The sequence below is a fragment of the Streptomyces sp. NPDC018947 genome, assembly GCF_044390505.1.
Lineage (GTDB): Bacteria > Actinomycetota > Actinomycetes > Streptomycetales > Streptomycetaceae > Streptomyces.
The window spans coordinates 210335-233583 of record NZ_JBIRZD010000014.1; the positions used below are offsets into that span (position 1 = coordinate 210335).

General features: G+C 73.1%; 20 protein-coding genes. 7 read left to right on the forward strand and 13 right to left on the reverse strand.

The window, feature by feature from the left end; translation table 11 throughout:
• Positions 1–76: 76 nt before the first annotated feature.
• Complete coding sequence (locus ACH499_RS25800; protein WP_356199505.1) at positions 77–1279, forward strand: amino acid deaminase/aldolase; 1203 nt, start codon at positions 77–79, stop codon at positions 1277–1279.
• A 12-nt stretch (positions 1280–1291) separates the two neighbouring features.
• Here the strand turns inward: ACH499_RS25800 and ACH499_RS25805 are convergent, their stop codons facing one another.
• Genes ACH499_RS25805 through ACH499_RS25820 form a run of 4 tightly spaced genes read right to left on the reverse strand, consistent with a single transcriptional unit; the run spans position 1292 to position 5771 of the window.
• Complete coding sequence (locus tag ACH499_RS25805; protein ID WP_356199571.1) at positions 1292–2191, reverse strand: DUF2510 domain-containing protein; 900 nt, start codon at positions 2189–2191, stop codon at positions 1292–1294.
• A 37-nt stretch (positions 2192–2228) separates the two neighbouring features.
• Positions 2229–3011 (reverse strand): 3-oxoacyl-ACP reductase, encoded by a 783-nt coding sequence (locus ACH499_RS25810; protein WP_356199507.1) that lies wholly within the window; start codon positions 3009–3011, stop codon positions 2229–2231.
• Entirely contained in the window at positions 3008–4399 is a 1392-nt protein-coding gene (locus ACH499_RS25815; RefSeq protein ID WP_399018607.1) for an aldehyde dehydrogenase family protein, read from the reverse strand. The genes ACH499_RS25810 and ACH499_RS25815 overlap by 4 nt, the downstream gene beginning before the upstream one ends.
• A 7-nt stretch (positions 4400–4406) precedes the next feature.
• A complete protein-coding gene (locus ACH499_RS25820) occupies positions 4407–5771 on the reverse strand; it encodes a glutamine synthetase family protein (protein WP_399018609.1) in 1365 nt (454 codons plus the stop codon).
• Between the two features lie 74 nt (positions 5772–5845).
• Here ACH499_RS25820 and ACH499_RS25825 point away from each other — a divergent pair, with 74 nt between their 5' ends.
• Together ACH499_RS25825 and ACH499_RS25830 are read left to right on the forward strand one after the other, a co-directional pair.
• On the forward strand, positions 5846–6580 hold the full coding sequence (locus ACH499_RS25825; RefSeq protein WP_399018611.1) for a FadR/GntR family transcriptional regulator: 735 nt from the start codon (positions 5846–5848) through the stop codon (positions 6578–6580).
• 64 nt (positions 6581–6644) lie between these two features.
• Positions 6645–7340: a gamma-glutamyl-gamma-aminobutyrate hydrolase family protein gene (locus ACH499_RS25830; protein WP_356199514.1), complete on the forward strand. Its 696-nt coding sequence runs from the start codon at positions 6645–6647 to the stop codon at positions 7338–7340.
• 105 nt (positions 7341–7445) lie between these two features.
• Here ACH499_RS25830 and ACH499_RS25835 read toward each other — a convergent pair whose 3' ends face one another.
• Positions 7446–8402 (reverse strand): LysR family transcriptional regulator, encoded by a 957-nt coding sequence (locus ACH499_RS25835; RefSeq protein WP_399018613.1) that lies wholly within the window; start codon positions 8400–8402, stop codon positions 7446–7448.
• A gap of 70 nt (positions 8403–8472) precedes the next feature.
• On the opposite strand from ACH499_RS25835, the gene ACH499_RS25840 reads away from it, so the two are divergent.
• Positions 8473–9630: a TDT family transporter gene (locus tag ACH499_RS25840; protein ID WP_399018615.1), complete on the forward strand. Its 1158-nt coding sequence runs from the start codon at positions 8473–8475 to the stop codon at positions 9628–9630.
• Here the strand turns inward: ACH499_RS25840 and ACH499_RS25845 are convergent.
• The 4 genes from ACH499_RS25845 to ACH499_RS25860 all read right to left on the reverse strand — a co-directional run bounded on the left by ACH499_RS25845 (position 9557) and on the right by ACH499_RS25860 (position 14980).
• Entirely contained in the window at positions 9557–10276 is a 720-nt protein-coding gene (locus tag ACH499_RS25845) for a helical backbone metal receptor (protein ID WP_356199517.1), read from the reverse strand. The genes ACH499_RS25840 and ACH499_RS25845 overlap by 74 nt on opposite strands.
• A gap of 7 nt (positions 10277–10283) precedes the next feature.
• Positions 10284–10853 (reverse strand): XRE family transcriptional regulator, encoded by a 570-nt coding sequence (locus tag ACH499_RS25850; RefSeq protein WP_356199519.1) that lies wholly within the window; start codon positions 10851–10853, stop codon positions 10284–10286.
• Between the two features lie 421 nt (positions 10854–11274).
• Complete coding sequence (locus ACH499_RS25855) at positions 11275–13899, reverse strand: ABC transporter permease/substrate binding protein (RefSeq protein ID WP_399018618.1); 2625 nt, start codon at positions 13897–13899, stop codon at positions 11275–11277.
• On the reverse strand, positions 13892–14980 hold the full coding sequence (locus tag ACH499_RS25860; protein ID WP_399018620.1) for a glycine betaine/L-proline ABC transporter ATP-binding protein: 1089 nt from the start codon (positions 14978–14980) through the stop codon (positions 13892–13894). Before ACH499_RS25860 ends, ACH499_RS25855 begins: the two co-directional genes overlap by 8 nt.
• 154 nt (positions 14981–15134) lie before the next feature.
• Between ACH499_RS25860 and ACH499_RS25865 the strand changes: the two genes are divergently transcribed.
• Entirely contained in the window at positions 15135–16088 is a 954-nt protein-coding gene (locus tag ACH499_RS25865; protein ID WP_399018643.1) for a 5'-3' exonuclease H3TH domain-containing protein, read from the forward strand.
• A 166-nt stretch (positions 16089–16254) separates the two neighbouring features.
• Positions 16255–17097 carry a siderophore-interacting protein gene (locus ACH499_RS25870; protein WP_399018622.1) on the forward strand — a complete coding sequence of 281 codons (843 nt, stop codon included), beginning with the start codon at positions 16255–16257 and terminating at the stop codon, positions 17095–17097.
• Between the two features lie 100 nt (positions 17098–17197).
• On the opposite strand, the gene ACH499_RS25875 is transcribed toward ACH499_RS25870, so the two are convergent.
• Positions 17198–17779 (reverse strand): GNAT family N-acetyltransferase, encoded by a 582-nt coding sequence (locus tag ACH499_RS25875; protein WP_399018624.1) that lies wholly within the window; start codon positions 17777–17779, stop codon positions 17198–17200.
• Between the two features lie 80 nt (positions 17780–17859).
• Here ACH499_RS25875 and ACH499_RS25880 point away from each other — a divergent pair, with 80 nt between their 5' ends.
• Entirely contained in the window at positions 17860–18828 is a 969-nt protein-coding gene (locus ACH499_RS25880) for a pseudouridine synthase (protein ID WP_399018626.1), read from the forward strand.
• A 128-nt stretch (positions 18829–18956) separates the two neighbouring features.
• Here the strand turns inward: ACH499_RS25880 and ACH499_RS25885 are convergent, their stop codons facing one another.
• The 3 genes from ACH499_RS25885 to tatA form a co-directional block, all read right to left on the reverse strand.
• Entirely contained in the window at positions 18957–21764 is a 2808-nt protein-coding gene (locus tag ACH499_RS25885; protein WP_399018628.1) for a DEAD/DEAH box helicase, read from the reverse strand.
• Positions 21765–21930: 166 nt separating this feature from the next.
• Positions 21931–22836: a twin-arginine translocase subunit TatC gene (gene tatC, locus ACH499_RS25890; protein ID WP_356199533.1), complete on the reverse strand. Its 906-nt coding sequence runs from the start codon at positions 22834–22836 to the stop codon at positions 21931–21933.
• A gap of 92 nt (positions 22837–22928) precedes the next feature.
• Positions 22929–23210, reverse strand: a complete 282-nt coding sequence (gene tatA, locus ACH499_RS25895; protein ID WP_356199535.1) for a Sec-independent protein translocase subunit TatA — start codon at positions 23208–23210, stop codon at positions 22929–22931.
• Positions 23211–23249: the final 39 nt, after the last annotated feature.

The following is a 23249-nucleotide window of genomic DNA, read 5'->3' on the forward strand; positions in this document are numbered from 1 at the left end:
ACCAGTCCGCGTGGCCGGGGCATTGGCCCGGAACGTCCCCCTACCCTGCGGTAATCCCGTCTGGCAGGCTTCGTTCATGACTGCGCGCGCCGCCGACCGGGCCCGTTACGACCGGGCCACCGCCCATCTGGACGCCCCCGTGGCCATCGTGGACCTGGAGGCCTTCGACGCCAACGCGGCGGACCTGGTCCGCCGGGCCGGCGGCAAGCCGGTCCGGGTCGCCAGCAAGTCCGTCCGGTGCCGTGCCCTGCTCGAACGCGCCCTGGCGAAGGACGGTTTCGCCGGGATCATGTCCTTCACGCTGGCCGAGTCCCTGTGGCTGGCGCGCTCCGGGTTCGATGACGTGCTGCTCGCCTATCCGTCCGCGGACCGCGCCGGGTACGCGGAGCTGACCGCCGACCCCGAGCTGGCCTCCGCCGTGACGGTGATGATCGACGACCCGGCGCAGCTCGGCCTCATCGACGCGGCGCGCGACGGCGGGCGCGAAGTGGTCCGGGTCTGCCTGGAGTTGGACACCTCCCTGCGGCTGTTCGGCGGCCGGGTGCGGGTCGGGGCGCGGCGGTCCCCGCTGCACTCCCCCGCGCAGGTCGCCGATCTGGCCCGCGCGGTGGTCCGGCGGCCGGGCTTCGAGGTCGTGGGCGTGATGGCGTACGAAGGGCATGTCGCCGGGGTCGGGGACGCGGTGGCGGGACGGCCGCTGCGGTCGCGGGCGGTGCGGCTGATGCAGGCCGCCGCCCGCCGCGAACTCGCCGAGCGGCGCGCCGCGGTGGTGCGGGCGGTGCGGGCGGTGGTGCCGGGCCTGGAGTTCGTCAACGGCGGCGGCACCGGCAGCGTGCAGCACACCGCCGCGGAGGACGCGGTCACGGAGGTCGCCGCCGGGTCCGGGCTGTACGTGCCGCGGCTGTTCGACAACTACACGTCGTTCCGCGGGCGTCCGGCCGCGCTCTTCGCGCAGCCCGTCGTCCGCAGGCCCGGCGTCGGGGCCGTCACCGTGCTCGGCGGTGGCTATCCGGCCTCCGGGGTCGCCGGCGCCGACCGGCTGCCGGTCCCGTATCTGCCCGAGGGGCTGCGCTACGACCCGCAGGAGGGCGCGGGCGAGGTGCAGACGCCGTTGCTCGGCTCCCCCGCCGACGACCTGCTGATCGGCGACAAGGTGTGGTTCCGGCACGCCAAGGCGGGCGAGCTGTGCGAGCGGTTCGACGCGCTGCACCTCGTGGAGGGGGACCGGGTGACGGCGACGGTGCCGACGTACCGGGGCGAGGGACGCACCTTCCTGTAGGGCGCCCCCCGGTCAGTGCGAGGGGCCGATGCCGCTGCCCGCGCCGCCGCCCGTGGCCGCGTCGCCGGCGGGCCGGATGCCCTCGGTGATCCTGTCCATGTCGGCGAGCGGCGGCCCGTCCTCGCCGGCGTCGAAGACATAGCGGACGAGGACGGGCGACTCGGTGCCGACGGTGGACGGGAAGACCATCGACTGCACGTAGCCGCCGGGTCCCTCGGCCGTCGTCACCCGCCAGCGCACGTAGTACCCGGCGCGTCCGGCGACCGCGACCGCCCCGGAGCCGACGACCTCGTGGGACCGGATGCCGCCGAAGGGCTTGCTGCCGACGGGGTTGCGTTCGTAGGCGTCGTCGGCCGCGTCCTCGATGTCCTGCTCGGCGAGGATCTTCGGGGAGTTCTCGGCGTTCGCGGTGACGGTGCGGGAGATGACGAGTCCGTGCCGGCACACGCTGCCGTCGGCGGGGCACTTGTAGGTGCCGTCGGTGGTCATCACGGCGTCGTCCTGGGTGACGTACTCCGGCAGCACCCAGCCGTCCGGCAGCGGGAAGGTGATGCCGTTGAGCTGGTCCTCGACGACGGCGGGGCCGTCGGAGACGGACGGGGAGGGGCTCGGCGGCCCGCTCGTCGGCGCGGTGGACGGGGAGGCGGGCGCGGTCGGGGAGGTACGCGGCGGTGCCCCGGTGCCGTCCTCGCCGAGGAGGACGGCACCGGTGACCACGGCCGCGACCAGAACCGCCGCGGCCGCGGTGAGGGCGACGGCCTTGCCGCGCCCCCCGCTTCGCCGCGGGGGCGGCGGCACCGGCGGGCCGAAGGCCTCGGGCGCGCGCCGGTGTTCGGTCCAGGCCGTGCCGTCCCACCAGCGCTCGTGGTGCGGGGCCGACGGATCGCGGTACCAGCCGGGCGGCGGCGTCATGCTCATCCCGGCACTGTAGGGCGAGGGCGCGGGCGATCTACAGCGGTGTGACGTACGCCCCGGCGATCCCGCCGTCCACCAGGAAGTCGGTGGCGTTGACGAAGGAGGAGTCGTCGCTGGCCAGGAACGCGACGGCGGCGGCGATCTCCTCTGCTTCGGCGAACCGCCCGACCGGGACGTGCACGAGGCGGCGCGCGGCGCGCTCGGGATCCTTGGCGAACAGCTCCCGCAGCAGGGGGGTGTTGACGGGGCCGGGGCACAGGGCGTTGACGCGGATGCCCTCCCGGGCGAACTGGACGCCCAGTTCCCGCGACATGGCGAGGACGCCGCCCTTGGAGGCCGTGTACGAGATCTGCGAGGTGGCGGCACCCATCCGGGCCACGAAGGAGGCGGTGTTGATGATCGAGCCCTTGCCCTGGCGCCGCATGTAGGGGATCGCGGCCTTGCAGCACAGGTACACGGAGGTGAGGTTGACCTCCTGGACGCGTTTCCAGGCCTCCAGGCCGGTCTCCAGGATGGAGTCGTCGTCGGGCGGTGAGATGCCGGCGTTGTTGAAGGCCACGTCGACGCTGCCGTAGGTGTCGTACGCCGTCCCGAACAGCGCCTCGACCTGCTCGGGGTCGGTGACGTCGACGTGGACGAAGGTGCCGCCGGTCTCCTCGGCCGCCGCCTTGCCCCTGGTCTCGTCCACGTCGCCGCAGACGACGTGGGCGCCCTCGGAGGCGAGCCGGCGGGCGGAGGCGAGGCCGATGCCGCTGCCGGCCCCGGTGACGACGGCGGTGCGGCCGACGAGCCTGCGGCAGACGATGTCTTCGGTCACTGTGCGGGGCCCTCCGTGCTCGACGGGACGTTGCTGAGGAAGACGTTCTTGGTCTCGGTGAAGGCGGTCAGCGCGTCCGGGCCCAGCTCGCGGCCCAGCCCGGACTGCTTGAACCCGCCGAAGGGCGTCCAGTAGCGGACGCTGGAGTGGGAGTTGACGGACAGGTTCCCGGCGCGCACGGCGCCCGACACGCGCAGGGCGCGGCCGAGGTCCCGGGTCCAGACGGAGCCGGACAGGCCGTAGTCGGTGGCGTTGGCGAGGCGGACGGCGTCGGCCTCGTCGTCGAAGGGCAGGACGACGGCGACGGGCCCGAAGACCTCCTCGACCGCCACGGGGGCCCGCGGGTCGACGCCGGTCAGGACGGTGGGCGGGAACCAGAAGCCGGGGCCGCCCTCGGGGGCCTTGCCGCGGATGCCCTCGGCTCCGTCGGGGACGCGGGAGCGGACGCGGTCCAGTTGGGCGCGGGAGATCAGCGGGCCCATGTCGGTGCTCTCGTCGGCCGGGTCGCCGACGCGGACGGCCTCGATCGCGGGCGCGAGGAGACCGAGGAAGCGGTCGTGGACCTCGCGCTGGACGAGGATGCGGGTGCGGGCGCAGCAGTCCTGGCCGCAGTTGTCGAGGAAGGACATCGGGGCGGCGGCCGCGGCAGCCTCCAGGTCGGCGTCGGCGAAGACGATGTTGGGGCTCTTGCCGCCGAGTTCGAGGGTGACGGGCTTGAGGAGGGCCGCCCCCGTCGCCGCCACCCGCCGGCCCACGGCGGTCGACCCGGTGAACACGATCTTGGCGACGCCGGGGTGGCGGACGAGCGCGTCGCCCGCGACAGGCCCGTGCCCGGGCAGCACCTGGAACAGGTCCTCGGGCAGCCCGGCCTCCAGGGCGAGCCGGGCGAGGCGGAGCGCGGTCAGCGGGGTGGTCTCGGCGGGCTTGAGGACGACGGCGTTGCCGGCCGCGAGCGCGGGGGCGGTGCCCCAGGCGGCGATCGGCATCGGGAAGTTCCAGGGCGCGATGACGCCGACGACGCCGAGCGGTTCGAGGATCGTCACGTCGAGGCCGCCGGCGACGGGGATCTGCCGGCCGGTGAGCCGCTCCACTCCCCCGGCGGCGTAGTCGAGCAGGTCGCGCACGTTGCCCGCCTCCCAGCGGGCGTTGGCGACGGTGTGCCCGGCCTCCTTCACCTCCAGTGCGGCCAGTTCCTCCAGGTGCCCGTCCACGGCGGAGGCGAAGCGGCGCAGGAGCCGGGCGCGGTCTGCGGGCGCGAGGGCGGCCCAGGCGGTCTGGGCCCGGGCGGCGCGGACGACGGCGGCGTCCACGTCGGCAACGCCGGCGGCCGGGACGGTGGCGAGGACCTCTTCGGTGGCGGGGTTCAGTACCCGCAGCTCTTCGGACAACGGGGCCTCACATGCGTTCGAAGGAGCGGCGCAGCTCCCAGTCCGTGACGGCGGCGTCGAAGGCGTCCAGTTCGACGCGGGCCATGTTGCGGTAGTGGGCGACGACCTCGTCACCGAAGGCGGCCTTGGCGAGGGTGCTGCGCTCCCACAGATCGGCGGCCTCCCGCAGGGTCGTGGGGACGTGTGCGAAGTCCGCGGCGTAGGCGTTGCCCGGGCAGGGCTCGGGCAGATCGAGGCGGTGCTCCACGCCGTGCAGCCCGGCCGCGATCATGCCGGCGACGGCGAGGTGCGCGTTGACGTCGCCGCCGGGGAGCCGGTTCTCGAAGCGCAGGGAGCGGCCGTGGCCGACGACGCGCAGGGCGCAGGTGCGGTTGTCGTGGCCCCAGGCGACGGCGGTCGGGGCGAAGGAGCCGGGCTGGAACCGCTTGTAGCTGTTGATGTGGGGGGCGTAGAGCAGGGTGAACTCCCTGAGCGCGGCGAGCTGTCCGGCGAGGAAGTGCCGCATGAGGTCGGACATGCCGCCGTCGCGGTCACCCGGCATGAGGCTGGTGCCGTCGGCGTCCGCGAGGGAGAGGTGGATGTGGCAGGAGTTGCCCTCGCGCTCGTTGTACTTGGCCATGAAGGTCAGGGCCATGCCCTCCTGGGCGGCGATCTCCTTGGCGCCGGTCTTGTAGACGGCGTGCTGGTCGCAGGTGACGAGGGCGTCGTCGTAGCGGAAGGTGATCTCGTGCTGGCCGGGGTTGCACTCGCCCTTGGCGGACTCGACGGTCATGCCCGCGCCGGCCATCTCGTTGCGGATGCGGCGCAGCAGGGGCTCGATGCGGCCGGTGCCGAGCACCGAGTAGTCGACGTTGTACTGGTTGGCCGGGGTCAGTCCGCGGTAGCCGGCGTCCCAGGCCTGTTCGTAGGTGTCGCGGAAGACGATGAACTCCAGCTCGGTGCCGGCCCGCGCGCTCCAGCCGTGCCCGGCGAGCCGGTCGAGCTGGCGGCGCAGGATCTGGCGGGGCGCGGCATCCACCGGGGATCCGTCCTCCCAGGCGAGGTCGGCGACGGCCATGGCGGTGCCCCCGTGCCAGGGCAGGCGGCGCAGGGTGTCCATGTCGGCGCGCAGGACGAAGTCGCCGTAGCCGCGGTCCCAGGAGGACATGGCGTATCCGTCGACGGTGTTCATGTCGGCGTCCACGGCGAGGAGGTAGTTGCAGCCCTCGGTGCCGTGGTGGAGGACCTCGTCGAGGAAGAACCGCGCGGCGAACCGCTTGCCCTGGAGGCGCCCCTGCATGTCGGGGAAGGCCAGGACGACGGTGTCGATGTCACCGGCGGCGACGAGGGCGTGCAGTTCCTCGACCCCGAGCGGGGGTGTGCGCTCTGCCACGGGGAGAGCCTCCTTCTGGCCGGGAGCCATAAGGTATTGCCGGGAACCATTGCTTGGGAAGGGGGCGCGGCCGTATGCCGGAGGTGTCCGGGGGAAGCGTGTCGGACCGGCTCGCGCCCGTGCTGAGGCCGGTGCGGGCGGGCAACGGCTTCGAGGAGGCGCTGGAGCAGATACTCCAGGTCGTCCGGCTGGGCCTGGTGCCGCGGGGCGGGCGGCTGCCGGCCGAGCGGGAACTGGCGGAGCGGCTGGGGGTGAGCCGGGTGACGCTGCGCGAGGTGCTGAAGGTGCTTCAGGACGAGGGGCTGGTGGAGTCCCGGCGCGGCCGGTACGGCGGCACGTTCGTCCTGCCCCGGCCGGACGCCGGCGGCGAGGACGAACTGCGGCGCCGGGTGGCCGGGGTGGACCTGGAGGACGTGCTGCGCTTCCGGGAGGTGCTGGAGGTGGGCGCGGCCGGGCTGTGCGCCGCGCACGGGCTGACGGACGAGCGGGCGGCGCGGCTGCGCGGGGCGCTGGACGCCACGCACGAGGCGCCGCTCGCGGAGTACCGGCGGCTGGACACGGCGTTGCACCTCGCCCTCGCGGAGCTGTGCGGTTCGCCGACGCTGACCGCGCAGTACGCGGCCGTCCGGGCGACGGTGAACGGGCTGCTGGACTGCATCCCGCTGCTGGTGCGGAATCTGGAGCACTCTCAGCGGCAGCACACCGCGCTGGTGGAGGCCGTGCTCGACGGGGACGCGGACGGGGCGCGGGAGATCATGCGCGAGCACTGCGCGGGGACGGCGGCGCTGCTGCGGGGGTTCCTGGCGTGAGCGTCTTGCCCGCCGTCGGCCTCGTCGGCAAAGGTATGGGACGTGTCCATTACCGGGAGGTCGGATGGCGGGCAGGCCGCTGATCGGCGTCAGTACGTATCTGGAGTCCGGGGCGCGCTGGGGCGTGTGGGAACTGGAGGCGGCGCTGCTGCCGGCCGGGTATCCGCGGCTCGTGCAGCGGGCGGGCGGGCTGGCCGCGATGCTTCCGCCGGACGCGCCGGAGCACGCCGCCGCCACCGTCGCCCGTCTCGACGGTCTGGTGATCGCGGGCGGCCCCGACGTGGATCCGGCGCGCTACGGGGCCGAGCCGGACCCGCGCACCGGCCCGCCCGCCCGGGCCCGCGACGCGTGGGAGCTGGCGCTGATCGGGGCGGCCCTCACGGCACGCGTCCCGCTGCTGGGCGTCTGCCGGGGCATGCAGTTGCTGAACGTCGCCCTCGGCGGGACGCTCGTCCAGCACATCGAGGGCCACGCCGAGGTGGTGGGCGTGTTCGGCGGCCACCCGGTCACACCGGTGCCGGGGACGCGGTACGCGGCCGCCGTCGCGGAGGAGACGTTCGTACCGACGTACCACCACCAGGCGGTGGACCGCCTCGGCACGGGCCTGCTCGCCTCGGCCCACGCGGCGGACGGCACGATCGAGGCGGTGGAGCTCCCACCCGCCGACGGCTGGGCCCTCGGCGTGCAGTGGCATCCGGAGATGGGCGAGGACGTACGGGTGATGCGCGCACTGGTGGAGGCGGCGGGCGAAGCCGGGTGACGGGACGCCGTAGACGGCGCCCCCGCGGCCCGGCGGGAACGTACGGCGAGCGGCCTCGCCGACGACGGCGGGGCCGGCCCGTGCATCCGGCGGGAGGGAGGCCCGTCAGCCCCGTGTCAGGGACAGCAACCGCCGGGCCGGCCCCGTGGGGCGGTGGCCCGTCGGCCAGACGGCTCGCAGGTCGCGGGTCAGGGCGACGTCGGCCACGGGCACGCTGACCAGGCGCCGCAGGGTCAGCTCGTCGCCCACCGCGAGTTCACTGAGGACCGAGGGGCCGGCTCCGCCGACGGCGGCGGCCTTCACCGCGGTGGTCGACGACAGTTCGATCAGGGGCCGGGCCAGGCCCCCCAGCGCCGCCTCCAGGACCTGCCGGGTGCCCGAGCCCTCCTCCCGCAGGATCAGCGGGGTCGTCGCCAGTTCCTCCGCGGCCAGCGGACGGCGCCGGCGGGCCCACGGATGGCTCGGCGCGGCCACGACGAGCAGCCGGTCGTGGGCGATGACGGCCGAGTCCAGCCCCGTGGGGACACTCACGCCCTCCACGAACCCCAGGTCGGCCTCGTCGGCGAGCAGCCGCTCCGCGACGGCCGCGGAGTTCCCGGCGAGCAGGGACACGGCGGTGTCGGGGAGCTGCGTGCGCAGCGCGACGAGCCAGCCCGGCAGCAGGTACTCGGCGATGGTCATGCTCGCCGCCACCCGCAGCCGCGAGTCCCGCCGGTCCCGCAGCGCCTGCGCCCCCGCGTCGAACGCCTCCGCCGCCTCCACGATCCGCCGCGCCCAGTCCGTGACCAGCGCCCCGGCGTCGGTGAGCCGGGAGCCGCGCGGGGAGCGGTCCACCAGGGCGACCCCCAGCCGGCGTTCCATCGAGCGGATGCGGCTGCTGGCGGCCGGCTGGCTGATGCCCAGCTCGCGCGCGGCCCCGCCGAGGCTGCCCAGCCGGGCCACCGCCAGCAGCAGCTCCATGGCGCCGAGATCCGGTACCCGGTGCGCGAGCGAGCCCGCCGCATGCCGCCCCGCCTCGCCCTGTACGCCCTCCCCGCCGCTCCTGAAATCGGTGTCGCTCATAACCCCAGCTTATGCCCTCATAGGGGCATGGTCCCTGGTCAGGGACGTCGGGCGCCGACACGGTAGGAACATGGTCACCGCAGCCCAGCCCCTGTCCCCCACCGCCGCCCCGGCGCGGCGCCGCCCGGCCGTCCGGCATCTCGGCCCGAACTGGTACGCGTGCGTCATGGGCACCGCCGTCGTGGGGACGGCGGGCGCCGGACTCCCCTGGCACGTGCCCGGTCTGCGCACCGCCTGCACCGCCGTATGGGCGCTGTCCCTCGCGCTGCTGACGGCCCTGCTCGTGGCCCGGTCGCTGCACTGGCGGCACCACCGGGACCAGGCCCGCGCGCATCTGCTGGACCCGGCGGCGGCCCCCTTCTACGGCTGCCTGGCCATGGCCCTGCTGGCGGTCGGCGGCGGCGCCCTCACCGTGGGCCGGGACTGGACGGGCGAGCCGGCCGCGGTCGCGCTCGGCACGGTCCTGTTCACGGCCGGCACGCTGACCGGACTCGCCGCGGCGGTCGCCGTCCCGTACCTGATGGCCGTGCGGCACCGGATCGAGCCGGGGCAGGCCAGCCCCGTGTGGCTGCTGCCGCTCGTCGCGCCCATGGTGTCGGCGGCGGTCGGTCCGCTGCTGGTCCCGCACCTGCCGCCGGGCCAGCCCCGCCAGACGCTCCTGCTCGCCTGCGTCGCCATGTTCGGGCTGAGCCTGCTCGCGACCCTGGTGACGCTCCCGGTGATCTTCGGGAGGCTGCTCACGGGCGGTCCGCTGCCGCTCGCGCTCACCCCGTCGCTGTTCCTGGTGCTGGGCCCGCTCGGGCAGTCCACGACCGCCGTGGGGAAGTTCGCGGACGCAGCTCCCGGTGCCGTCCCGGGTCCGTACGCCGAGGGCTTCGCCGTGTTCGCCGTGCTGTACGGCGTGCCGGTGATGGGGTTCGCGCTGATGTGGCTGGCCTTCGCCGCCGCGCACGTCCTGCGGGCCCGGCGGGAGGGCATGGGCTTCTCGATGACGTGGTGGTCGTTCACCTTCCCCGTGGGCACCTGTGTCACCGGTGCCGAGGCGCTGGCCCGGCGGACCGGACTCGTCGCCTGTGACGTGCTCGCCATCGCCCTGTACGCCCTGCTGGTCGCCGCCTGGGCCGTCGCCGCCGTGAACACCGCCCGCGGCCTGGTCAGCGGCGCGCTGCTCGCAGGGCCGCGCCGAGCAGCCGGGGCGCCTCGGCCAGCGACGGCCCGTACCACGTGAGCGACCGGCCGTCGACGAGGGCGCAGGACAGGCCGGGGAAGGCCTCCGGGCCGTCGTCGGCGGTGAAGCGGTACGGCTCGTCCGGCAGCACCACGAGGTCCGGGCGGGCCTCCCGCAGTTCCCCGACGGGCACCTTGGGATAGCGCTCGGCGTGCGAGGCGTACAGGTGGTCGACGCCGAGGCGGGCGAGGACGTCGCCGGCGAAGGTGTCGCGGCCCAGCACCATCCAGGGCCGCCGCCACACCGGTACGACGGCCGTGGCGCGGCGCTCCGCGCACGGCGGGGCCGACCAGGCGCTCTCGGCGTCGTCCAGCCAGCGGGGCCGGGCGGGCGCGCCGCAGGCCGTGAGCACCCGGTCCAGTTCCGTGAAGGCCTGCGGGACCGTGCGCACCTCGGTGACCAGGACCTCCGCCCCGCCCGCGCGCAGGGCGTCGAGGTCGGGGGCGCGGTTCTCCTCCTCGTTGGCGATCACCAGGTCGGGGGCGAGGGCGAGGACGCGCTCGACGTCCGGGTTCTTGGTGCCGCCGACGCGTGCGACGTCGAGGCCGGCCGGGTGCGTGCACCAGTCGGTGGCGCCGACGAGGGCGCCGGGGACCGTGCGGGCCACCGACTCCGTCAGCGACGGCACCAGGGAGACGACCCTCATCGCGGCCTCACCGGCGCGGCCGGTCCCGGACGGCCTCGATGTGCTCGGCGACGGCGACGACGATCAGCCGCGTGTCGGGCACGGTGGCCCGCCAGCGGTGCCGCACCCCGCCGGTCAGGTAGAGCGTGTCGCCGCGGCCCAGCCGGTAGGCGCGGCCCTCGGCCTCGATCTCCACGGCGCCCTCGGCGACGAACATCAACTGGTCGTTGCGGTACTGCAGTTCCCGGCCGGCGTCGTGGTCGCCGGTGAACTCCGAGGCGTGCATCTGGTGGTGCCCGCGCACCAGGGACCGCACCTTGGGCGCGAGCTCGGGGTCCGGGTCCTCGGCGCGGACGACGTCCACGCTGCACGCGGGGTCGGCGGCGGCGAGCAGTTCCACTGCCGTGGTGCGCAGGGCGTCGGCCACCTTCTCCAGGGAGCTCTGGCTGGGCCGGGCGCGGTCGTTCTCGATCTGGCTCAGGAAGGGCACGGACAGGCCGCTGCGCTCGGCCACCGCGGCGAGGGTCAGCTCGAGACTCCGGCGCCGGCGCCGTACGGCCGCGCCCACGCGGAGTTGCTGGTCTTTGTGGTCGCCCATCGCTCCGGCTCCCTCCTTCGCCCGTCGTCGTGCCGTGCCCGCGACCGGGCGCTCCGTCCTCGTCGAGGACTTCTCTGCACCCTACGCATGTTCGGCGAACCGTTTCATGCGGCCGTCACATCGGTGTCCCGGCACTGTGGCCGCGACCTCACGGTTCTCGCCACGCGACGGACGGTCCGCCCTCGGTGGCGGACGTCCTACCGGTTCAAGGCACACGCGGCTCCGCGTGTTCCCGCCGGTCCGCACCGCCTCGCCGCAGGGCTCGGGCGGTCGCATGGCGCTCCGTGATTGTCCGGATCCTAACCGTGCCGCGGGCGGGGAAAGACCCGAGGGGTGGGTCCCGCGCTCGCTCGGAGCGCGGACCCACCCCTCGGGGACGTCCGGTACGAAAATCCGTACCACCGCGGTACGGACGGCCGTACTACCGCGGGGTCATCCGCTCGACCATGTCCGGGTGTTCCTTCAGCCAGGCCGCGACGGCCTCTTCCTCGTGTCCCTGGCCGCGGTTCTTGATCTCGGCCTCCAGGCTGCCGAGCTCGTCCTCGCTCATCCGGAAGTTCTTGATCCACTCGGTGAGCTGCGGGTACTGGTCCGGGAACGCCTTGCTGGAGATGGTGCGGATCGTGTTGCCCTCGCCGAAGGCCTTCTCGGGGTCCGCCAGCTTGGTCAGCTCGTACTCGCTGTACGCCCAGTGCGGCGACCACAGGACGACCGCGACCGGCTCGTGCTTTGCGTAGGCCCGCTTCAGCTCGGCCAGCATGGCCGGGGTGGAGCCGTCGACGACCTTGTACTCGTCCTCCAGGCCGTAGCCGGGCAGGACCTCCTTCTTGAGGAGCTGCATCTCGCCGGTGCCGGGCTCGATGCCGATGATCCGGCCCTTGAAGAGGTCGGACTTGCCCTTGAGGTCCGCGAGGGACTTGACGTCCTTCACGTACGAGGGGACGGCGATCTCCAGCGAGGTCGGCTCGTACCAGGTGCCCAGGTCGTTCAGCTTGTCCTTGTTGCGCTCCCAGTAGTTCTTCTGGGCGTGCGGCAGCCACGCGTCGAAGTTGAGGTCGAGGTCGCCGGCGGCCAGTCCGGTGTAGACCGGGCCGACGTCCATCTGCTTGAGGTTCAGCTTGTAGCCGCGCCGCTCCAGGACGTTCTTCCACAGGTAGGTGACGGCGATGTCCTCGTCCCACGGGAACCAGGCGACGTCCACCGGGCGCTTGGCCTCGGCCGGGGTGGCGCCGGAACCCGAGCCGCCCTCGACCGGGGCCAGCTTGTCGACGACGCCGGGGTTGCTCTTCAGCCAGGCGCGGACGGCGTCCTGCTGGCCGCCCTTGCCGGCCTTGTTGATCTCGGCCTCGAGGCTGGTGAGCTGCTTCTCGGTCATCGAGAAGTTCTTCAGCCACTTGGCGACGACCGGGTTGTCGTCCGCGAAGCCCTTGCGGGACAGCGTGTGCACGCCGTCGCCCTTGCCCCAGGCGCCCTTCGGGTCCTTGAGCTTCTTCAGGTCGTAGTCGTTGTACGCCCAGTGCGGGGACCAGAGCGTGGTGACGATCGGCTCCTGCTTGGCGTAGGCGCGCTTCAGCTCGGCGAGCATCGCCGGGGTGGAGCTGTCGACGACCTTGTACTCCTTGTCCAGGCCGTACTCCTTGAGGACCTTGCTCTTGAGCAGGGCCATCTCGCCGGCGCTGGACTCGATGCCGGTGATCTTGCCGCCGAAGAGGTCCGCCTTGCCCTTGAGGTCCTCGAGGGAGTCGATGCCCTTCATGTACGCCGGGACGGACAGCTCCAGGGACGTCTGGTCGTACCAGGCGCCGAGGTCGTCGAGCTGCTTGCCGTACTTCTTCCAGTACTGCTCGTGCGTCGTCGGCAGCCAGGCGTCGGTCTGGAAGTCGATGCTGCCCTGGGCGAGGGAGGTGTACAGCGGTCCGGCCTCGAACTGCTTGGCCTCGACCTGGTAGCCGCGCTGCTCCAGGATCTCCTTCCACAGGAAGGTGGAGGCGACGCCCTCGTCCCAGGGGATGTAGCCGATGCTGACCTTCTTGCCCTGGCCGACGTTCTTGTCGGCGGCCACGGCGGGGGCACTGCCGCTGCCGCCGCCGAAGACGCCCATGCCGCCGGCCACCAGCGCGAGGATCACCACGCCGACGGCGGCGACCTTGGGGTGCGGCCGGTAGGACCAGATCTTGAGGCCCTGCATGCTGCGGGCCTTGGCGGCGGCGCGGCGGCCGAGCGGGGAGACCTGGGTGCCCAGGGCGCTGGTCATGCGGTCCAGGTAGATCGCCAGGATGACGATGGCGACGCCGGCCTCGGAGCCGAGGCCCACGTTGAGCTGGCCGATGGCCTCGTTGACGTCGCCGCCGAGGCCGCCGGTGCCGACCATGCCGGCGATCGCGGCCATGGACAGTCCGAGCATGATGACCTGGTTGACGCCGGCCATCACGGTCGGCAGGGCCAGCGGGAGCTGGACGCGCAGCAGGGTGTTGCGGGGCGTGGTGCCGAAGGCCTCGGCGGCCTCGACCAGTTCCTTGTCGACCTGCCGGATGCCCAGCTCGGTCATGCGCACGCCCGGGGCGAGCGCGAAGATCAGGGTGGCGACGATGCCCGCGGAGGCTCCGGTACCGAAGAACAGGATCGCCGGGATGAGGTAGATCATCGCGGGCAGCGTCTGCATGAAGTCCAGCACGGGCCGCACGACGCCGCTGACGCGGTCGGAGCGGGCCGCCCAGATGCCGACGGGCACCGAGATCACCAGGGCGATGATCGTGGCGACCAGGACGAGCGCCAGGGTGATCATCGCGTTCTCCCACAGATCCATGGAGACGATGAACGCGAATCCGAGGAAGGTGAGAACACCGGCGACCGTGCCGCGCAGCCAGAAGGCGACGACCGCGAAGATGCCGGCCAGCAGCAGCGGTTCGGGCGCCTGGAGGACGGCGTTGATGCCGTCGTAGGTGCCCGTGAAGACCGTCTTGAAGAAGTCGAAGAGCCACGCGACGTGTTCGAGCAGCCAGTCGACGGTGTCGTTGACCCAGTCGCCGAGCGGGATCCTAGGCACGGGACATCACCTTCTTCGGCCCGTGCCCGCTCGGCGCGTCGCCGCCGTCGGCCGCGCTCCGGTCCTCGCCCATGAAGCCGACGAGGCGCCGGGCCGGGACGACGCCGACGAGCCGGCGGTCGGCGTCCAGGACCGCCACGGGGTGGGACACCCGAGTGCTGATCGCGCACAGCTCGGTGAAGGGAGTGTCGGGCGTGGCCGTCTCGCAGTCGCAGTCGGCCTCGTCGCCGTTCAGCTCGGTCTCCATGACGGAGCCGGCGGTGAGCACGCGGGAGCGGTCGACGTCCTGGGTGAAGGAGGCGACGTAGTCGTTGGCGGGACGCATGAGGATGTCCTGCGCGGTGCCGGTCTGCACGATGCGGCCGTCGCGCATGACGGCTATGCGGTCGCCGAGGCGCATGGCCTCGTTGAGGTCGTGGGTGATGAAGACGATGGTCTTCTTCAGGGTCTTCTGCAGTTCCAGGAGCTGGTCCTGCATGTCGCGGCGGATCAGCGGGTCGAGGGCGCTGAACGACTCGTCCATCAGCAGCAGGTCGGCGTCGGTGGCGAGTGCGCGGGCCAGGCCGACACGCTGCTGCATACCGCCGGACAGCTCGTCCGGCCACGACTTCTCCCACCCGGCCAGGCCGCACAGGGCGAGCGCCTCGTCGGCGCGGCGTTCGCGCTCGGCGCGGGGCACGCCCTGCACTTCCAGGCCGTAGGCGGCGTTGTCGCGGACGCTGCGGTGCGGGAAGAGCGCGAAGTGCTGGAAGACCATGCTGATCTTCCGCGAGCGGACCTCGCGCAGGCCCCGGTCACCGAGTTCGGTCAGGTCCTGCCCGCCGAAGCGGACGTGCCCGGCGGTCGGCTCCAGCAGACCGTTGAGCATGCGCAGCAGCGTGGACTTCCCGGACCCGGACAGTCCCATGACCACGAAGATCTCGCCGGGCTCCACGGTGAAGGACGCGTCGATGACGGCGGCGGTGGTGCCGTCGGCGCGCAGCTCCTCCCGGTCGGCTCCCTTGCGCAGTCGTTCGACCGCCTGGTCCGGTTTTCTCCCGAACACCTTGTACAGGTGCTCGGCCTCTAGCCTCGCTGACACGCTTACCTCTTGGATCGGGGGCAGGGACAGGGTGCGAAGGCCGGCTAACAGTTGAATGCATCAACCAGCTTCGACCCGGGAGCGCGCCTGCCCTGATCGCCCCGACCCAAACACATGAGTGACCCAGTTCACACACCTTCCACCGCTCACCCACATGCCCTGCGGCATGATGCGTGGCGTGACCGGACGACTGATGCTCCTCGACACCGCCTCCCTCTACTTCCGCGCCTACTTCGGCGTGCCCGACTCGGTGAAGGCCCCCGACGGGACGCCCGTGAACGCCGTGCGCGGACTGCTCGACTTCATCGACCGCCTCGTGAAGGACCACCGCCCCGACCACCTGGTCGCCTGCATGGACGCCGACTGGCGGCCGCACTGGCGGGTGGAGCTGATCCCCTCGTACAAGGCGCACCGCGTCGCCGAGGAACGCCCGGCCGGCCCGGACGAGGAGGAGGTGCCCGACACGCTCTCCCCGCAGGTCCCGGTCATCGAGGCCGTCCTCGACGCGCTCGGCATCGCCCGCGTCGGCGTGGCCGCGTACGAGGCGGACGACGTGATCGGCACGTACACGGCGCGGGCAGAGGGCCCGGTCGACATCGTCACGGGCGACCGGGACCTCTACCAGCTCGTCGACGACGCCCGTGGTGTGCGCGTGCTCTATCCCCTCAAGGGCGTCGGCACGCTCCAGCTCACCGACGAGGCGGTGCTGCGCGAGAAGTACGGCGTCGACGGCCGCGGCTACGCCGATCTGGCGCTGCTGCGCGGCGACCCGAGCGACGGCCTGCCGGGCGTGGCCGGCATCGGCGAGAAGACGGCCGCCAAGCTGCTCGCCGAGTTCGGGAACCTCGCGGGGATCCTGGCGGCGGTGGACGACCCGGCGGCGAAGCTCACCCCCTCGCAGCGCAAGCGGCTGACCGAGGCCCGGCCGTATCTCGCGGTCGCCCCGAAGGTCGTCCGGGTCGCCGACGACGTCCCGCTGCCGGACGTCCCCACCGCCCTGCCCCACGCCCCGCGCGACCCCGCGGCCCTCGGGGAGCTGGCGGCCCGCTGGGGGCTGGGCGGATCCCTGGAGCGGCTGCTCACCACGCTCACCACGCTCGCCGCCTGAGCCCGCCGGGCCCGGGCAGGCCGTGCCCGCGCACGGAATCAGCCTCGCGGCGAGGGGAAGCCGTAAGGTGCGCCCGGCGGCCCGGTGGAGCTGTGGGGCACGGGGCCCCGGCGGGGGCGGGGATGCTAACTTAGGTGAACCTAACTCGGGGATCTGGGAGGCCGTCATGGCAGAGCGTCCGGGCCGCAGGCCGCGCACACCGCACACCGCGCAGGTGGTCCGCACCGAGCGGCTGACCCCGCACATGCAGCGCGTGGTGCTCGGCGGGGAGGAAGTCTCCGCGCTCGCCGCGGACACCTGCACCGACCACTATGTGAAGCTGCTGTTCCCCGCCGAGGGCGTGTCCTACCCCGAGCCCTTCGACCTGGAGCGGATCCGCGAGGAGTTCCCGCGCGGGCAGTGGCCGGTGACCCGGACCTACACGGTGCGCCAGTGGGACCCCGAGCACGGCGAGATGACCCTGGACTTCGTGCTCCACGGCGACGAGGGGCTCGCCGGGCCCTGGGCGCGACGCGTCCGGCCGGGCGAGACCGTCCGCTTCATGGGGCCCGGCGGCGCCTACGCCCCCGATCCCACCGCCGACTGGCACCTGCTCGCCGGTGACGAGAGCGCGCTGCCCGCCATCGCCCGGTCCCTGGAGGCGCTGCCCGACGGCGCCCGCGCCTACGCCTTCGTCGAGGTCGCGGGGCCCGAGGAGGAGCAGAAGATCGACTCGGACGTCGAGGTCGTCTGGCTGCACCGCGGCGGCCGTCCCGCGGGCCGGGCCCTCGTGGAGGCCGTACGCGGCCTGGACTTCCCCGAGGGCCGGGTGCACGCCTTCGTGCACGGCGAGGCGGGCTGCGTGAAGGAGCTGCGCAGGCTCCTGCGGGTCGAGCGGGAGATCCCCCGCGAGCACCTGTCCATCTCCGGTTACTGGCGGCTCGGCCACAACGAGGACGGCTGGCAGGCGTCCAAGCGGGAGTGGAACGCCCGCATCGAGGCGGAGCAGGAGGGCGCGCCGGCCGCCTAGGGGCGGCGACAGCACGGCCTGGGGGCGGTCGCCGCCGTCGGCCGCGCGGAGGGAAGGCCCCCGGCCCGCGTGCCGCGCGGGCCCGTGCCGTCCGTCCGCCTCAGTCGCCGTGGACGCGTGCGTGCAGGTGCATGTCGTGCCAGCCGTCGGGATGCATGAGGGCCCGCCGCTTGGTGCCCTCCAGGGCGAACCCGCTCTTGCGCGCGACGCGGCACGACGCCTCGTTGGCCACGGAGTGCAGCAGTTCCAGCCGCTGGAAGCCGATCTCGTCCAGGGCCCAGCGGGCGAGGGTGCTCGTGGCGCGCGTGGCGACGCCCTGGCCGCGGGCCGCCGCCGTGGTCCAGTAGGCGACCTCGGCGACCCCGTCGCCCAGCTCCACCTCGCGCAGCGCCACCCGGCCGAGGAGCCGGTCCGTCGCCGCGTCGGCGACCGCCCACTGCGGGCCGCGCTCCCGCTCCCAGGCCCGCTGCCACTCGGCGATCCAGCCGCGCACCTCCTCCTCGGAGTCGGCCGCGCGGATGTGCCACTGGTGCATCACCGGGTCCTGGAAGGCCGCGTGGACGGCGGGCGCGTCCCCGGTGCGCCACGGGCGCAGCACCAGCCCGTCACCCGTCGGGATCACGGGCTGCGGACCGCGGGAGAGGGTGCCGGGCGGGAGGACGGGGCTCGTCAGATAGGGCATGAGCGGCATCCTGCCCACGCCGCCGATGCGCGGACCACCCGTTTTCCGCGGCCGGGGCCCGCCTCGTACGCTGGCATCCGATGAGACGCCGTACGCCGCCACCGCCCGCACCCCTCCCCCAGCGCCACGGGGTGGACCCGGTGCGGGTACGGCTGCCGGCCGGCGGATCGTGGGCCACGGTCCGCGAGCACCTGGTGGAACGGCTGTCCGGCGCGGGCGCCGGAACCGTCGAGGGCATGTTCGACGCCGGCCTGATCGTCGGGGCCGACGGCCGGGCCGTGACCGCCGAGGCGCCGTACGAGCCCGGGATGTACGTGTGGTTCCACCGCGAACCGCCGCCCGAGGTACCGGTCCCCTTCCCGGTGGACGTCGTGTACCGCGACGAGCACATCGTCGTCGCCGACAAGCCGCACTTCCTGGCCACCACCCCGCGCGGCGGTCATGTCACCGAGACCGCGCTCGCCCGGCTCCGCCGCGAGCTGGGCATCCCGACGCTCGGCGCCGCGCACCGCCTGGACCGGCTCACCGCCGGACTGGTGCTGTTCACGGTGCGCCCCGAGGAGCGCGGCGCCTACCAGACGCTGTTCCGCGACCGGCGGGTGCGCAAGGAGTACGAGGCGGTCGCGCCCTTCGATCCCGCGCTCGCCGAGCCCCGGACCGTCCGCAGCCGGATCGTGAAGGAACGCGGCGTGCTCGCGGCCCGGGAGGTCGAGGGGGAGCCGAACGCCGTGAGCCGCGTCGAGCTGGCCGGGCACCGTCCGTGTGCCGCCGGCAAACCGGCGCTGGGGCGGTACCTGCTGGTGCCGGCCACCGGGCAGACCCACCAGCTCCGCGTGCACATGAACGCGCTGGGCGTGCCCATCCTCGGCGATCCGCTCTACCCGGAGGTGACCGCGCCCGTGCCGCCCGGCGACTTCCGCCGCCCGCTGCAACTGCTCGCGCGCCGACTGGCGTTCACCGATCCGCTCACGGGGCGCGAGCACCGGTTCCGCAGCGGCCGGTCGCTCACGGCGTGGACGGCGTACGAGGAGTGGTCCGGCGGTCGGTAGCGCGCCACCGGCGGCGCACGGTGCGCGGCCCGCGCCGCCGGGCGTCGACGCACGAAGGCCCGGCCGTGCCCGCTCCGCCTCCCGTGAGGGACGGAACGGGCACGGCCGGGCCGGTGGTGAGGTGCCGGTCAGCCCACGGAGGAGTAGGCGACCACTCCGCGCAGCAGCCCTTCGACCGCCTTGCGCGCGTTCTTCGGGACCGTCGAGCCGTCGACGGGCGCGGCGGCCGCGATCTGGCCGAGGACGTCGATGACCTGCTTGCACCAGCGCACGAAGTCTCCGGCCGGCATCTCCGCCTCGCGCAGCACCTCGTCGAGGCCCTTGCCGGACGCCCACTCGTACGCGGCCCAGGCGAAGCCGAGGTCGGGCTCGCGCTGGCCGACGCCCTCGGTCTGCCTGATCCGGAACTCCTCCTCCAGGGCGTCCAGCCGTCCCCAGATGCGCACGGTCTCGCCGAGCGCGGCCTTCACCTTGCCCGAGGGCAGCTTCGGCGCCATCGCGTCGTCGGCGACCCGCGACTCGAAGACCAGCGCCGAGACGCAGGCGGCCAGTTCGGCGGGCGCCAGGCCCTCCCAGACACCCTCGCGAAGGCACTCGCTGGCGAGCAGGTCGAGTTCGCCGTAGAGCCGGGCGAGGCGCTTGCCGTGCTCGGTGACCTCGTCGCCGCGCAGGTAGTCCATCTCGGTCAGCAGCGCGACGATCCGGTCGAAGGTGCGGGCGATGGTGTTCGTCCGGCCCTCGATACGGCGCTCGAGCTGCGAGGTGTCGCGCAGCAGCCGGTGATAGCGCTCGGCCCAGCGGGCGTGGTCCTCGCGCTCGTCGCAACCGTGGCAGGGGTGGGCGCGAAGTGCCTTGCGCAGCCGGGCGATCTCCCGGTCGTCGGCGGCCGGGGAACGCTTCTTGCGGGCCCGCTCCGGCGGGATGTGCCCGGCCTTGGTGCGCAGCGCGGAGGCGAGGTCCCGGCGGGACTGGGGCGAGCGCGGGTTGAACGACTTCGGGATGCGCATCCGCTCCAGCGCCTCGACCGGCACCGGGAAGTCCATCGACGCGAGCCGCTTGACCTGCCGTTCGGCGGTCAGCACCAGCGGACGCGGACCGTCCTGGTGCTCGAAGCCCCGGTGCCCGTTGGACCGCCCCGCGGGCAGGCCGGGGTCCAGCACCAGGGCGAGGCCCGCGTACTTGCCGGTGGGCACGTGGATGACGTCACCGGGCTTCAGTCTCTCCAGCGCGACGGCGGCCTCGGCACGCCGCTGGGCGACGCCCTGCCGGGCCAGCTCGGTCTCACGGTCCTTCAGCTCGCGGCGCAGCCGCGCGTACTCCTCGAAGTCGCCGAGGTGGCAGGTCATGGAGGCCTTGTAGCCCTCCAGGCCCTCCTCGTTGCGCTGCACCTGCCGGGAGATCCCGACGACCGACTTGTCGGCCTGGAACTGTGCGAAGGACGTCTCCAGCAGCTCCCGCGACCGGTGCCGGCCGAACTGCTCGACCAGGTTGACCGCCATGTTGTACGACGGCTTGAAGCTGGAGCGCAGCGGATACGTGCGCGTGCCGGCGAGGCCCGCGAGGTGCTCGGGGCTCATGCCGCGCTGCCACAGCACCACGGCGTGGCCCTCGACATCGATGCCGCGCCGCCCGGCCCGGCCGGTGAGCTGGGTGTACTCGCCGGGGGTGATGTCGGCGTGCTGCTCGCCGTTCCACTTGACGAGCTTCTCCAGCACGACCGAGCGGGCGGGCATGTTGATGCCGAGGGCGAGGGTCTCGGTGGCGAAGACGGCCTTGACCAGGCCGCGCACGAACAGCTCCTCGACGACCTCCTTGAAGGTCGGCAGCATGCCCGCGTGGTGGGCGGCGATGCCCCGCTCCAGGCCCTCCAGCCACTCGTAGTAGCCGAGGACGTGCAGGTCCTCGGCCGGGATGGAGGCGGTGCGCTCCTCCACGAGGGCACGCACCTTCTCCCGCGCCTCGTCGTCGTTGAGCCGCAGCCCTGCGTACAGGCACTGCTGCACGGCGGACTCGCAGCCGGCGCGGCTGAAGATGAAGGTGATCGCGGGCAGCAGGCCCTCGGCGTCGAGCCGCTCGATGACCTCGGGGCGGCCGGGCGTCCAGATGCGGGAGCGCTGTCTGCGCTCGCGCTCCCGGTCCGCCTCGCGCATGTGCCGGCCGCGGCGGCGGTCCTGGAACGAGGGACGGGTCGCCTCCATGCGCGCCATGCGCATGAGGTCGGGGTTGACGGCCCTCTTCCCGCCCTCGCCCTCCTCGAACAGGTCGTACATCCTGCGACCGGCCAGCACGTGCTGGAACAGCGGCACGGGGCGGTGCTCGGCGACGATCACCTCGGTGTCGCCGCGCACCGTGTCCAGCCAGTCACCGAACTCCTCGGCGTTCGACACGGTCGCCGAGAGCGACACCAGGGTCACCGACTCGGGGAGGTGGATGATCACTTCCTCCCACACGGCGCCGCGGAAGCGGTCGGAGAGGTAGTGCACCTCGTCCATGACCACGTGGCCGAGGCCGAGCAGGGTCTGCGAGCCCGCGTACAGCATGTTCCGCAGGACCTCGGTGGTCATCACGACCACGGGGGCGTCGGAATTCACGCTGTTGTCGCCGGTGAGCAGGCCCACCCGGTCCGCGCCGTAGCGGCGGCACAGGTCGGTGTACTTCTGGTTGGACAGCGCCTTGATGGGCGTCGTGTAGAAGCACTTCTTGCCCTGCTGGAGGGCGAGGTGGACGGCGAACTCGCCGACGATCGTCTTGCCCGAACCGGTGGGGGCGGCCACCAGCACGCCCTTGCCGGCCTCGAGTGCCTGGCAGGCCTCGATCTGGAAGGGGTCGAGGCCGAAGTCGTACATCTCGCGGAAGGACGCGAGAGCGGTGGCCTGCTCGGCAGCGCGCTGACGGGCTGCCGCGTACCGCTCGGCCGGTGAGAGATCCTCTGTCATCGTGCTTTCGAGCGTACCGGCCCGCACTGACAACAGGACGATCTTTATGGGGCCGGACCCGATCAGGCACGTGCGGGCACCGGCGGGGGCGGACACGCCGAGGGGCCGGACGGTTCTTCCGTCCGGCCCCTCGCGCGTGCCGCCGCCTCGCGGCCGAGGTCTCGGGTCAGGTCACGTCGTCGTAGCCGTTGTACCGGGTCGAGGGGGTACCGTCGGCGCCCCCGCTCGCCTGCTGGGGCAGGGCCCGCGACGCGGTCACGGGTTCGATCTCGTCCACCGGCTCCGGCGTGAGGTCGAGCTGCGAGGCCTCGTCGTCGCCGAGCTCGGCGTCCTGGTCGGCGCGACGGCGCCGCTTGTCGTTGAGCAGGGCGAATCCGACCGCCATGAAGTACAGGACGACGATCGGCCCGGCGAGCGCGATCATGCCGACGGGGTCGGTGGTGGGGGTGGCCACGGCGCCGAAGACGAAGACGCCCATCACGACCCCGCGCCACCAGCCGGCCATCCTGCGGCCGGTGACGGCACCGGCGAGGTTGAGCATCACCAGCACCAGGGGCAGTTCGAAGGCGCCGCCGAAGATCAGGATCATCCGGACGATGAAGTCCAGGATCTTGTCCATGGGCAGGATGTTCGCCGAACCGTCGGGCGTGATCCCCAGCAGCACCCGCATGCTGATGGGCATGATCGTGTACGCGAGCCAGGCACCGCCGAGGAAGAGGGGTACGGCCGCCGCCACGAACCAGTACGTGTACTTCCGCTCGTGCTTGTGCAGGCCCGGCGCCACGAACGCCCAGAGCTGGTACAGCCAGACCGGGCTGGAAAGGACGATGCCCGCCATCAGACACACCTTCACCGTGGTGGTGAAGGGGGACAGCAGGTCGGTGTAGGCGATGACGGCGCAGGCACCGCCGGTGGACTCCCCCAGACCGTCGGTACAGCGCGGGACGGGGTCCATGAGGAAGGTCATGAGCTGCTGGCTGTAGAAGACGGCCGCCACGGTCACGACCGTGATCGCCAGCATGCCTTTCGCCAGCCGGTTGCGCAGCTCACGCAGATGCTCCACGAGGGGCATCCGCCCCTCGGGATCCTTCTCTTTCTTGCGGGCAGACTTGAGCAACCCACGTCCTCATCTCGTGCGGCGGACCGGTCCTCACCGGCCCTGCGTCAGCGCTTGGTGGTGTCCGTCGGCTCCGTGACCGGGCGGGAACTGGTCACGTCACCGGGGGCGGCCTGGATGGTGCGCTGCGTCGCGGCCTGCTCGGGGTTCGGAGGATCGGCGGGGGCGGCGGACTTGTTCTCGTCCTTCATCGCCTTGGCCTCGCTCTTGAGGATGCGCGCGGACTTGCCGAGCGAGCGCGCCATGTCCGGAAGCTTCTTCGCGCCGAACAGAAGGACGATGACGACGAGGATGAGAATGATCTCGGGGGCGCCGAGCCTTCCGAACATAAGCTTTACCTTCTCACCGAGGCGGCTGGGTGGGTGCTG

What these genes read in the sequence shown, in the direction of transcription:
- ACH499_RS25840 (WP_399018615.1), top strand. Translation starts at nt 8,473, where the DNA reads ATGGTCACCGCAGCCCAGCCCCTGTCCCCCACCGCCGCCCCGGCGCGG.
- ACH499_RS25875 (WP_399018624.1), bottom strand. Translation starts at nt 17,779, where the DNA reads ATGCCCTATCTGACGAGCCCCGTCCTCCCGCCCGGCACCCTCTCCCGC.
- ACH499_RS25845 (WP_356199517.1), bottom strand. Translation starts at nt 10,276, where the DNA reads ATGAGGGTCGTCTCCCTGGTGCCGTCGCTGACGGAGTCGGTGGCCCGC.
- ACH499_RS25835 (WP_399018613.1), bottom strand. Translation starts at nt 8,402, where the DNA reads ATGAGCGACACCGATTTCAGGAGCGGCGGGGAGGGCGTACAGGGCGAG.
- tatC (WP_356199533.1), bottom strand. Translation starts at nt 22,836, where the DNA reads ATGCCCCTCGTGGAGCATCTGCGTGAGCTGCGCAACCGGCTGGCGAAA.
- ACH499_RS25805 (WP_356199571.1), bottom strand. Translation starts at nt 2,191, where the DNA reads ATGACGCCGCCGCCCGGCTGGTACCGCGATCCGTCGGCCCCGCACCAC.
- ACH499_RS25885 (WP_399018628.1), bottom strand. Translation starts at nt 21,764, where the DNA reads ATGACAGAGGATCTCTCACCGGCCGAGCGGTACGCGGCAGCCCGTCAG.
- ACH499_RS25825 (WP_399018611.1), top strand. Translation starts at nt 5,846, where the DNA reads ATGCCGGAGGTGTCCGGGGGAAGCGTGTCGGACCGGCTCGCGCCCGTG.
- tatA (WP_356199535.1), bottom strand. Translation starts at nt 23,210, where the DNA reads ATGTTCGGAAGGCTCGGCGCCCCCGAGATCATTCTCATCCTCGTCGTC.
- ACH499_RS25865 (WP_399018643.1), top strand. Translation starts at nt 15,135, where the DNA reads ATGCCCTGCGGCATGATGCGTGGCGTGACCGGACGACTGATGCTCCTC.
- ACH499_RS25800 (WP_356199505.1), top strand. Translation starts at nt 77, where the DNA reads ATGACTGCGCGCGCCGCCGACCGGGCCCGTTACGACCGGGCCACCGCC.
- ACH499_RS25880 (WP_399018626.1), top strand. Translation starts at nt 17,860, where the DNA reads ATGAGACGCCGTACGCCGCCACCGCCCGCACCCCTCCCCCAGCGCCAC.
- ACH499_RS25870 (WP_399018622.1), top strand. Translation starts at nt 16,255, where the DNA reads ATGGCAGAGCGTCCGGGCCGCAGGCCGCGCACACCGCACACCGCGCAG.
- ACH499_RS25830 (WP_356199514.1), top strand. Translation starts at nt 6,645, where the DNA reads ATGGCGGGCAGGCCGCTGATCGGCGTCAGTACGTATCTGGAGTCCGGG.
- ACH499_RS25850 (WP_356199519.1), bottom strand. Translation starts at nt 10,853, where the DNA reads ATGGGCGACCACAAAGACCAGCAACTCCGCGTGGGCGCGGCCGTACGG.